This window comes from Aquifex sp., assembly GCF_056494385.1.
On sequence record NZ_JBSLZM010000042.1, the window covers coordinates 1 to 10,559 of the forward strand.

Here is a 10,559-nt window from a genome sequence, read left to right on the forward strand (position 1 = left end):
AACGTTTCCCGTGCCCTTGGAAAGAAATACGGAGCTCTGGTTTTCTTTCTTGATATGCTAAAGGGACTTATCCCGACAGCTTTGGCTGTTAAGCTATACGGTTACGACTCATGGATAACGGTATTTACGGGTATAGCTTCCGTTCTCGGGCATATGTTTCCTCTTTTTTTCAGCTTTAAAGGCGGGAAGGGCGTTGCAACCGCCTTCGGTGTTCTTACGGCACTCTCTCCTTCGGTAGCCATTGTCTCAATTCTTGTCTGGGTTTTCGTCCTCATTCTTACGAGATACGTATCCCTTTCCTCACTTACCGCGAGTTTTTCCGCGGTTATTTACCTCTTCCTTCTGGATTACCCTACAAAGATAATGGTCATGGCCTTTGTTATATTCCTCCTTATCCTTTATAAGCATCGGGAGAATATTGAACGTCTCGTTCAAGGAAGGGAGCTTAAGGTATGAACAGAGAGAAAAGTCTTAAAGCTTTGGGAGTAAGCTTTTTTTTAATTACATTATTTGCGGTTGTTGAGTTCGTAGGAGGAATTTTGACAAACAGTTTAGCCCTCCTTTCGGATGCGGGACACATGACTACCGACGCTCTATCTCTCTCTATAGCCCTTATAAGTCAGTTCCTGGCTGTGAGGGTGAAGAACGAGAGAATGACATACGGTCTTTACAGGCTTGAGGTTTTCGCAGCACTCATAAACGGTGTCTTTCTTTTAGGACTCGTAGGATACATAATATTTGAAGCCCTGAAGCGCTTTCAGAACCCGGAACCCGTTAAAGAAGAGATGATTTACATAGCCGTTGCGGGTCTCCTCGTAAACCTCGGGGTCGGATACATTCTCCTTAAGCACTCCGAGGAAAATATAAACGTAAAGGCGGCACTGCTTCATGTGGCAACGGATACCCTCGGTTCGGTTGCTGCAATAATTGCGGGAGTTGCTATCATTTTCTGGAAGTTTTACCTCGCGGATCCGATTCTGAGCGTGGCGGTTGCACTCCTTATACTCCCGTCAACCTATGCGGTTATAAAAGAAACCGTTGACGTTCTTCTTGAGCTCGCTCCTTCTCACATAAGCACGGAGGAACTGGAAAGGGATATAAGAGAACTACCGGGTGTTAAGGATGTTCACGACCTTCACGTATGGTCAATAACCCCTGGAACAGAGGTCTTGACGGTTCACGTCGTGATTGAGGACACAAGCATATGTAACAATATATTGAGGAAAGTCCAGGAAGTCGCGGAAAGATACGGTATAAAACACACAACTGTTCAGCTTGAAAAAGAAGGTTTTGCATGCACCGAATCCTGTCCCTTGCTCACGGAAGGACATATTAAGCTTCACCATCATCACCACGAACATTAACGCTTTTCGGAATTTTGTCCTTGATGTTCTCATATATCTTCAGGGTTGCGTCCGACTTGTTAAGGGTGTAAAAGTGAAGTCCGGGAACTCCGTTCTCAATAAGGTCTATACACTGCTCTATCGCAAATTCTATTCCTATTTTTTTTACCTCTTCGGGTTTGTTTTCAACCTTTTCCAGTTTCTCTATCAAGCTTTGGGGAATCGTTGCACCACAAAGAGATGCAAACTTTCTTATCTGCTTAAAGTTTGTAATGGGCATTATTCCGGGAATTATAGGAATCTCTATTCCGGCATTCCTGCACATATCAACAAATCTGTAGTAGTAATCGTTAACGAAAAACATCTGGGTTATCGAAAAATCTGCTCCCGCTTCAACCTTTTCCTTGAAGTACTTTACCTCCCACTCAAGGTTAGGAGATTCCGGATGTCCTTCCGGGTATGAGGCAACACCTATTGAAAACCAATGACCGAACTTTTTTCTTATAAGTTCCACGAGATCCTTCGCATGTCTGCATGCCCCCTTAGGGGGTCTCCAATCGGGCTTGTCCCTCGGAACGTCCCCCCTTAGGGCTAATATGTTCTCTATTCCTATATTTTTGTAATCGTTAAGTATATCTATTAACTCTTCTTTTGTGTGGGCTATACAGGTTAGGTGAGCCATAACCGTTAAGTTTGTCTCCTCGTGTATTTTTTTCACTACGTTTCTCGTTCTGTCCCTCGTTGAGCCACCGGCCCCGTAGGTTACGGAAACGAAAGTAGGATTTAGCTTTTCAAGCTTACTTATCGTTTCAAAAAGCTGTTTCTCACCTTCCGGCGTTTTCGGAGGAAAGAACTCAAAGGATATACTGAAAACACCCTTCCTGAGTATATCTTCAATCTTCATAGAGTTTAAGTTTAACGTTAAAAAAACAGGAAATAAAACTTACAATTTAACAACTACTTCTTCTATCTTTTTGTTTATGCATGAACACGACCACAACCATAAAAAACATAAGGAGGGTCATGAGGAAGTAATAAAGAGGAAAGCGATAATAATAACCTTGTTATCAATCCCCGTGGTTCTCCTCTCGGTAAAGGAGTTTCCCTACGGGTCTACCTTAAACCTCATTCTCTCAACCTTTATATACCTTTACGGTGGAACTTTCTTTCTTAAGGGATTCGTGGAGGAATTAAAAAAAAGAAAGCCGGGAATGATGACTCTTGTCTCATTGGGTATAAGTGTTGCATACTTTTACAGCGTTTATACGTATTTCTTCGGTGGAAAGTCCTTTTTCTGGGAGCTGAGTACCCTTATATCGGTAATGCTCTGGGGACACTGGTTAGAAATGAGGTCAATAGCGGGTGCTGGAAAAGCACTTGAAGAGCTTGTAAAACTCATCCCATCAGTAGCTCACTTGATAAAGAACGGTGAGACTGTTGACGTTTCTACACATAGCTTAAGACCCGGTGACCTTGTCCTCGTGAAGCCCGGAGAGAGAATCCCCGCGGACGGAATTGTTAAAGAAGGTGAAAGCTTTGTTGACGAGTCCGTATTAACCGGAGAGTCAAAGCCCGTTAAAAAGAAGGAAGGGGATAGAGTAATAGGAGGTTCGTTGAACCTTGACGGTTCCCTGAAGGTAAAAGTTGAAAAGGCGGGAAAAGATACATATCTGAGCCAGGTTATGAAACTTATTAAGGAGGCTCAGGAAACGAAGTCTAAACTCCAGAACGTAGCGGACAGGGCTGCTTTTTATCTCACCGTTATAGCTGTTCTTTCGGGTTTCTCTTCCTTAATAACTTGGATTTATCTGAGAGGTGATACAACCTTTGCGGTTGAGAGAGCTGTAACGGTTATGGTTATAGCCTGTCCCCATGCTCTTGGTCTCGCTATTCCCCTTGTTGTTGCTATATCAACAGCTTACTCCGCAAGGAAAGGAATTCTCATAAGGAACCGTATAGCCCTTGAAAGGGCTAAGGGCGTTCAGGTTGTTGTCTTTGACAAAACAGGAACTTTAACGGAAGGGAAACTTTCCGTAAGTGAGGTAATAGCCGATGGGAATAAAGAGGAGTTATTAAGTCTCGTTGCTTCCGTTGAAGCGCTCTCGGAACACCACCTGGGAAAGGCTATTGTTAATTACGCAAAAGAAAAGGGAATTAACCTCTTTGAGGTTTCTGAGTTTAAAGCGTTCCCAGGAAAGGGGGTTTACGGAAAGGTTCATGGAAAAGAGATTCTTGTGGGAAATCTTGATTTCTTGAGAGAGAAAGGAGTAAAAGTTTCAGAGGAACTCCTAAAAAAATGTGAGAATCTCTCTTCCGCGGGAAGAACTGTTATATATGCATCGGTTAACGGATTTCTTTCGGGATGTATCGCCCTCTCAGATAGGATAAGAAGGGAGTCTTACGAAGCGGTAAGGCTTCTTAAGAAAATGGGTAAAAAGGTTGTTATGATAACGGGGGACGATGAAAGGGTAACTAAGTCTGTTTCTGAAGAATTAGGAATAGATGAGTTCTTTGCAAGGGTTCTACCCCACGAGAAGGCGTTAAAGGTAAAAGAACTGCAAGAGAGGGGCTATATGGTTGCAATGGTTGGGGACGGTGTTAACGACGCCCCCGCACTTGTTCAGGCGGATGTAGGTATAGCAATAGGCTCGGGAACAGATATAGCAATAGAGAGTGCCGATATAATCCTCGTAAGGAGTAATCCTTTGGACGTTGTTGAGGTGTTTAAGCTCTCAAAAATAACCGTTAAGAAAATGTATCAGAATCTTTTCTGGGCTCTTTCTTATAACGTAGTCGCTATTCCTCTGGCCATTGGACTGGGTGTTCCCTTTGGTATAGTTTTAAAGCCGGCTGTTGGAGCTGTTCTTATGAGTGCAAGCACCGTTATAGTTTCTTTAAACGCACTTCTTATGAAGAAATCCCTATCGTGAGGTGAACCACCATGGAAAGATTCACGGAGTTTATACTCAAAAACCGTATAGCGGTTTTATTTGCGTCAGTATTCCTTCTTTTATACGGTTACTACTCCCTTAAAAAAACTCCCATAGATGCTATTCCCGACCTATCTGACGTTCAAGTTATCATTTACTCAGAGTGGATCGGGCAGGTTCCGCAGGTTATTGAAGACCAGCTTACCTATCCGCTTGTTACGAATATGATGGGTATTCCCAGAGTGAAAACCGTAAGGGGTTATTCTGTTCCCAATTACTCCCTCGTATTTGTTATATTTGAGGATGGAACTGACCTATACTGGGCAAGGAGCAGGGTTCTTGAAAAACTGGCAACTATAAGAGACCAGCTTCCGAAGGAAGCAACCGTTCAACTCGGTCCGGATGCAACGGGTGTCGGATGGGTTTACCAATATGCACTTGTATCCAATAAAAGAAGCCTTGATGAGCTTTGGACTCTACAGAACTTTTACATAAAGTATGCACTTCTTTCTGTCCCTGATGTAGCGGAAGTAGCCTCCGTAGGAGGCTTTAAAAAGGAGTATAGAGTCCTTGTAAAACCTGAAAAGTTATACCAATACGGCATAACTTTAAAAGACCTTTACACCGCCATAAAGAAAACGAACGTTGAACTCGGCGGAAAGTACGTAGAAATAAACGAGAGAGAATACCTCATAAGACTTGTAGGTTATGTAAAAAGTAAGGAAGAAATAGAAAAGACAGTAATCCTTGAGAGAAACGGAGTTCCCATAAGGATAGAGGATATAGGTAAAGTCGTGGAAGTTCCGGCATACAGAATGGGAGTTGCTGACCTGAACGGTATGGGTGATACGGTAGGCGGTATAGTCATTATGAGGTTCGGAGCCGATGCTTACAAAGTTATAAAGGAAGTAAAACAAAAACTTGAGGAAATAAAGAAAGGACTTCCCGAAGATGTGAAAATAGTTCCCGTTTACGACCGCTCGAGGTTAATAGAAAACGCCGTAAACAACCTAAAGGAAAAACTAATAGAAGAGTCCATAATCGTTCTACTCGTTGTTTCCATATTCCTTTTCCACGTAAGAAGTGCTTTTGTGATAATTGTATTCCTCGTTTTATCTATACTTGCAACCTTCATAACTATGAACCATCTCGGAATTACCTCAAACATCATGTCCCTGGGTGGAATAGCCATAGCTATCGGAACCATGGTTGATGCCGCTATCGTCCTCGTTGAGAATATACACAGGAGACTTGAAGACGGTGAGGACCTAAAAACCGCAATAGTTCACTCAGCTTCAGACGTAGGAAAGCCCATATTCTTTGCACTGCTTATAGTTACCGTTTCCTTCGTTCCCCTTCTTGCCCTTAAAGGTCAAGCGGGAAGACTGTTCACACCTCTTGTTGCGACAAAAACCCTTTCAATGCTTGTAGCGTCTATACTTTCTGTAGTGGTTGTTCCCGTTCTCGCCTATTACCTAATAAGGGGAAGAATTCCGGGTGAGGAGAAAAATCCGCTCGTTAAGGTTCTCGTAAAGCTTTATGACCCCGTATTTCATATTTCTGTGAAGCTAAGGTATTTACTCCTACTCATCTTTTTCGGTCTTATAGGCGGAAGCTTTTACTTTTACGAAAAACTCGGAAGGGAGTTTATGCCTCCCCTTTTTGAGGGAAGTCTGCTGTATATGCCTACAACAACCCCAAGCGTATCAAGACAGGAAATACTTAGAATAATTAACGTTCAGGACCGAATACTCGCCCAATTCCCCGAGGTTGAATCCGTTTTCGGAAAGGCGGGAAGGGCGGACACACCTACGGACCCGGCTCCTTTATCAATGGTTGAGACATTCATAATGCTGAAACCCCAAGAGGAGTGGAGAAAGGTAAAGGTTGAGAGGTTTTACTCCGACTGGAACATACCGGAATGGGCTAAGGACATACTGAGAAAAATATTTCCCGAGGAGAGACCTATAACCTATACGGAACTCATAAGGGAGATGGATAAAGCTATATCCGTTCCCGGACTTACAAACATGTGGACTATGCCTATAAAGGGAAGAATAGATATGATAACAACGGGAATTCAGACCCCCTTAGGTATTAAGATATACGGGGATAACGTTGATAAACTCAACGAACTTGCCCAAGAGGTTGAAAGACTTCTGAGAAACGCCGAAGGGATAATGAGCGTGTTCGGGGAAAGAAGCTCAAGGGGAAGTTATATAGAGATAATTCCCAAGAGGGAAGCTCTTGAGAGGTATGGGTTAACTATAGGAGATATAAACAAAGCCCTTTCCTCGCTTCTTGCCAACTCTGACATATCAACATTCATTTACGGAAGGGAGAGGTATTCCATAACCCTGGGCCTGCCCCTTGATTACAGATACGACCTTGAAAACTTGATGATACCTTTAAAAGATAAACTCGTTCCCCTGTCGGCCGTGGCCCACATAGTAAAGCGAGAAAGTCCCGTGAGCATAAAGTCCGAAAATGGATTGCTCGTGAGCTATATTCTCATAACTCCGGATCCCGAAAAGGACATGGGAAGCGTTATAGAAAACGCAGATAGAATTCTTAAGGAAAAGCTTAAACTTCCAAAGGGATACTACTACGAGTGGAGCGGACAGTATGAGTATTGGAAGAAAGCCCTTGAAGACCTAAAGGTTATAGTTCCTTCCGTAATTCTCCTTATAATTCTCCTTGTTTGGTTCACATTCAACAGATTTTTCGAAACCCTTCTTGTCCTCCTTACCCTTCCGGCAGCCACCTTCGGTGGTGTTTTCTTAATGTATATAAACGGTTATAACGTATCCATTGCAAGCATAGCGGGGTTTCTTGCGCTACTCGGCATTGCGGCGGAAATGGGCATAGTTATGGTAGTTTACATAAGGAACGCCCTTAAGGAACTTCCCGAAAACCCTACAAAGGAGGAGGCTTTTGAGGCCATTTATCACGGTGCTGTGAAGCGTATAAGACCGAAGTTTATGACCTTCGGTGCGATACTTGTAGGACTACTTCCCATATTCCTCGGAAAGGGAACGGGAAGCGAAGTTATGTCCCGTATAGCTGCACCTATGGTCGGTGGAATTATATCAACGATTATCGTTGTTCTGATATTCATTCCCGCACTTTACGCGGTATATACGGAACTAAAACTTGCACGCAGGTAAAAAAAGTGGTATATTATCTTTTTAGCTTGGGCGCGTAGCTCAATTGGCAGAGCGGGCGGCTCATAACCGCCCGGTTGGGGGTTCGAGTCCTCCCGCGCCCACCACAAACCCATGACAAAGGAAGAGGCTAAATTAATTCTGAAGTTACAAGAGATAGATTTTGAAATAGAGAGGATAAAAAAAAGGCTTGAGAAGATAGGGGAGGAGTTCAAACACCTTCACGAGGATCTTGAAGCCCTCAGGAAGGAAAGGGAAAACCTCCTGAAGAGAAAGGAAGAGCTTGAAGAGCTTAAAAAGAAACTGCACGAGGAGATAAAGGAGGCTGAAGAACAACTCAAAAAAACGGAAGACAGATTAATGAAGGCAACGAGAGACGTTGAATACAGGGCACTCCTAAGGGAGAAAGCAAAACTTGAGGACAAAATTCTTAAGAAATCCTACGAGCTTGACGAAGTTGAAAAAGAAATAGAAAGTTTAACCAAAGAAATGGAGGAAAACCTCCCGAAACTTGAGAAGAGAATCAAAGAGATTGAGGAAGAACTACAGGATTTAAAAACAGAAGAAGAGATAGCCCACAGGAGACTCCACGAGCTTACAAGCAGAAGGGAAGAGACAAAGGGTGAGATTCCCGAACACCTTGTAAGATTTTACGAGGAGAATAAAGAGCATTTTGAGGGTTTCGTTGTGGTTCCGATGGAAGAGGAAGCCTGTAGCGGGTGCGGTATAAAAATCCCGAGTGTAATACTTTCAAAGATGATAAGAGAGGACAGTATAGAACAGTGTCCCTCCTGCGGAAGGTTCGTCTACTACAAGTTCTAAGAGAGAACTTCTTTTATCTTTTTCAGGTTAACGTATTCCTTAACTATCTCCTTTCCGCCCTCCGCAACAACTTTACCTTTATCCATTAGGAAGAACTTCTCTCCCACGTAAAGGGCTTCAAAGGGGTCGTGGGTTATTATCACTACCGGTCTTCCGAACTGAACACTTTTTACGAAGTCCATAACCTCAACCTTAGTTCTGAAATCTAAAGAGGAAAAAGGCTCATCCATAAGAAATGCCCTCGGATTGTAGGCAAGTGCTCTTATCACCGCAACTCTCTGTTTCTGTCCTCCCGAAAGCTCGTGGGGGTATTTATTCTCATAACCCTTAAGGTTAAACCTCTCAAGAAGCTCCTCGGCGGTGAACTCCTTTTTTTGGGCTTTCTTGAGGGCAAACTCAATATTCTCCTTTACCGTCATGTGGGGAAATAGATTATGCTCCTGGAAAACTACACCGAGCCTCCTCTTCTGAGGCGGGAGGAATATACCCCTCTCAAGGTCCATAAAAACCTCTTCACAGCAAAACATGTAGCCCTTCTCGGGTCTGAGGAGTCCGCACATAACCCTTAGGGTGGTAGTTTTTCCGCACCCGGAGGGTCCGAGGATAACGTTGAAGCCTTTGACAAAGTTAAAGGAAGCCTCAACGGTCAGGGAGGGGAAGGATTTCTTAAAGTAAAGTTTTATCATGAGAGCTTCTCAAGAACCTTCAGAACCCTCTTTTCTATTTTCTCTTTGGGAAGAACAGCTATGAGAATGTCTATTCCGACCCCTTCCGTTTCTCCCGTAAGGACTATCCTGATGGGTTTCCAAACCTTAGGGGGCTTTACCTTGAGGTTCTTCTGGATTTCTTTTACGAGTTTCTTTACCTCTTCAGGTGTTTCGGGTTTCTTCTCCTTTACCTTTTCAAGAAACAGGTTTAAGACCTCGTAAACCTTTTCGTCGTCAAGGAAAGCCCAAAGTTCTTCCTTTATCTCAAAATCGTCAACGAAGAAAGGTCTTAGTCTCTCAACCATTTCGGAAAGGGTGTCAAAGGAATCCCTTGTGTAACTTAGAACCTTCTTTACGTATTCCCTGTCTCTCACATCGTATCCGGCTTTTTCAAGGAAAGGAATGGCTCTCTCAAGGAGCGTATCAAGGGGGAGAACCTCCCTTATGTAAACACCGTTCATCCACTTTAGCTTATCCTTGTTGAAAACAGCCGGTGAGTCGTTAACGTCCTTCAGGTCAAAGAGTTTTATGAGTTCCTCTTTTGAGAATATCTCTCTGCCTTCCTCAGGAGGAGACCACCCGAGAAGACACAAGTAATTAAAGAGGGCTTCGGGCATATACCCTTCTTCCCTGTAAGCCCTTACCGATACGGCCCCGTGCCTTTTTGAGAGCTTACTCCTGTCTTCACCCAGGATAACGGGAAGGTGGGCAAACTTTGGAACAGAAAAACCCAGGGCTTCGTATATGAGTATTTGCTTGGGGGTGTTCGGTATGTGGTCCTCACCCCTTATCACGTGGGTTATGCCCATTAACGCATCGTCAACCACAACGACGAAGTTATAGGTCGGTGTTCCATCGCTCCTCACTATTATGAAGTCTCCGAAATCGTCCGTATTTATAGCTATGTGTCCCTTTACAAGGTCCTCAAAGACAACCGTTCTGTTTTCGGGAACCTTAAATCTTACCGTGAAGGGTCTTCCTTCCCTTTTCAGCTTTTCCGCTTCTTCCCTTGAAAGTTTCCTGCATTTTCCCGAGTACCTGTAGGGAATCCCTTTTCTTTTAGCTTCCTCTCTTTCTCTTTCAAGCTCTTCGGGTGTGCAGAAACAGGGGTAAGCCTTTCCTTCCTCAAGGAGTTTATTCACATATTCCCTGTATATATCAAATCTCTCAGATTGGCGATAAAACTCGTCCCACTCAAGACCAAGCCACTTTAAATCTTCTATGAGCATATCCTCGTATTCTTTCGTTGAGCGTTCCCTGTCTGTATCTTCTATTCTCAGGACGAATCCTCCGTTGTTGTGTCTTGCAAATATGTAGCTGAATATGGCGGTTCTCGCATTCCCGAGATGAAGGTATCCGGTAGGACTCGGAGCGAAGCGGGTCTTAACTTTACTCATAAAGCTTTATTATAGGCCTTTTCGACAACTATCCTCTTTACCTTTCTACTGTCTGCGTCGACGACTTTGAAAAGGTATCCGTCGTAATTCACGACCTCTCCCCTCTTCGGTATCCTTCCCAGCCTGTATGTAAGAAAACCCCCGAGGGTGTTGTAAGGACCTTCCGGAATGTTTATTCCCGTAATACGCTTAAACT

At 43.6% G+C, this 10,559-nt stretch carries 9 protein-coding genes and 1 tRNA gene; 6 read left to right on the forward strand and 4 right to left on the reverse strand.

The window, feature by feature from the left end:
• Positions 1–456 (forward strand): glycerol-3-phosphate 1-O-acyltransferase PlsY (gene plsY / locus ACWB1W_RS03505; RefSeq protein WP_479370011.1); only part of this gene is annotated, 456 nt, incomplete at its 5' end.
• On the forward strand, positions 453–1,364 hold the full coding sequence (locus tag ACWB1W_RS03510) for a cation diffusion facilitator family transporter (protein WP_479370012.1): 912 nt from the start codon (positions 453–455) through the stop codon (positions 1,362–1,364). The genes plsY and ACWB1W_RS03510, both read left to right, overlap by 4 nt.
• Here the strand turns inward: ACWB1W_RS03510 and metF are convergent.
• Complete coding sequence (metF, locus tag ACWB1W_RS03515; RefSeq protein ID WP_479370013.1) at positions 1,333–2,247, reverse strand: methylenetetrahydrofolate reductase [NAD(P)H]; 915 nt, start codon at positions 2,245–2,247, stop codon at positions 1,333–1,335. The genes ACWB1W_RS03510 and metF overlap by 32 nt on opposite strands.
• 76 nt (positions 2,248–2,323) lie before the next feature.
• Here metF and ACWB1W_RS03520 point away from each other — a divergent pair, with 76 nt between their 5' ends.
• The 4 genes from ACWB1W_RS03520 (at position 2,324) to ACWB1W_RS03535 (ending at position 8,259) form a co-directional block, all read left to right on the forward strand.
• The gene (locus tag ACWB1W_RS03520) at positions 2,324–4,273 is read left to right on the forward strand and encodes a heavy metal translocating P-type ATPase (protein WP_479370014.1); all 1,950 of its coding nucleotides are present in this window, start codon (positions 2,324–2,326) and stop codon (positions 4,271–4,273) included.
• Positions 4,274–4,284: 11 nt separating this feature from the next.
• A complete protein-coding gene (locus ACWB1W_RS03525) occupies positions 4,285–7,440 on the forward strand; it encodes an efflux RND transporter permease subunit (RefSeq protein WP_479370015.1) in 3,156 nt (1,051 codons plus the stop codon).
• Between the two features lie 28 nt (positions 7,441–7,468).
• Positions 7,469–7,544: transfer RNA gene (locus ACWB1W_RS03530), tRNA-Ile, on the forward strand.
• A 7-nt stretch (positions 7,545–7,551) separates the two neighbouring features.
• On the forward strand, positions 7,552–8,259 hold the full coding sequence (locus ACWB1W_RS03535; protein ID WP_479370016.1) for a zinc ribbon domain-containing protein: 708 nt from the start codon (positions 7,552–7,554) through the stop codon (positions 8,257–8,259).
• Here the strand turns inward: ACWB1W_RS03535 and ACWB1W_RS03540 are convergent.
• From ACWB1W_RS03540 to ACWB1W_RS03550, 3 genes are all read right to left on the reverse strand, one after another.
• The gene (locus ACWB1W_RS03540; protein WP_479370017.1) at positions 8,256–8,945 is read right to left on the reverse strand and encodes an ATP-binding cassette domain-containing protein; all 690 of its coding nucleotides are present in this window, start codon (positions 8,943–8,945) and stop codon (positions 8,256–8,258) included. The two genes, ACWB1W_RS03535 and ACWB1W_RS03540, sit on opposite strands and share 4 nt — an antisense overlap.
• The gene (gene gltX / locus ACWB1W_RS03545; RefSeq protein ID WP_479370018.1) at positions 8,942–10,363 is read right to left on the reverse strand and encodes a glutamate--tRNA ligase; all 1,422 of its coding nucleotides are present in this window, start codon (positions 10,361–10,363) and stop codon (positions 8,942–8,944) included. The genes ACWB1W_RS03540 and gltX overlap by 4 nt, the downstream gene beginning before the upstream one ends.
• On the reverse strand, positions 10,360–10,559 hold a 200-nt coding region (locus tag ACWB1W_RS03550), incomplete at its 5' end, for a transporter associated domain-containing protein (protein WP_479370019.1). The genes ACWB1W_RS03550 and gltX, both read right to left, overlap by 4 nt.

What these genes read in the sequence shown, in the direction of transcription:
- ACWB1W_RS03510 (WP_479370012.1), top strand. Translation starts at nt 453, where the DNA reads ATGAACAGAGAGAAAAGTCTTAAAGCTTTGGGAGTAAGCTTTTTTTTA.
- metF (WP_479370013.1), bottom strand. Translation starts at nt 2,247, where the DNA reads ATGAAGATTGAAGATATACTCAGGAAGGGTGTTTTCAGTATATCCTTT.
- ACWB1W_RS03520 (WP_479370014.1), top strand. Translation starts at nt 2,324, where the DNA reads ATGCATGAACACGACCACAACCATAAAAAACATAAGGAGGGTCATGAG.
- ACWB1W_RS03525 (WP_479370015.1), top strand. Translation starts at nt 4,285, where the DNA reads ATGGAAAGATTCACGGAGTTTATACTCAAAAACCGTATAGCGGTTTTA.
- ACWB1W_RS03535 (WP_479370016.1), top strand. Translation starts at nt 7,552, where the DNA reads ATGACAAAGGAAGAGGCTAAATTAATTCTGAAGTTACAAGAGATAGAT.
- ACWB1W_RS03540 (WP_479370017.1), bottom strand. Translation starts at nt 8,945, where the DNA reads ATGATAAAACTTTACTTTAAGAAATCCTTCCCCTCCCTGACCGTTGAG.
- gltX (WP_479370018.1), bottom strand. Translation starts at nt 10,363, where the DNA reads ATGAGTAAAGTTAAGACCCGCTTCGCTCCGAGTCCTACCGGATACCTT.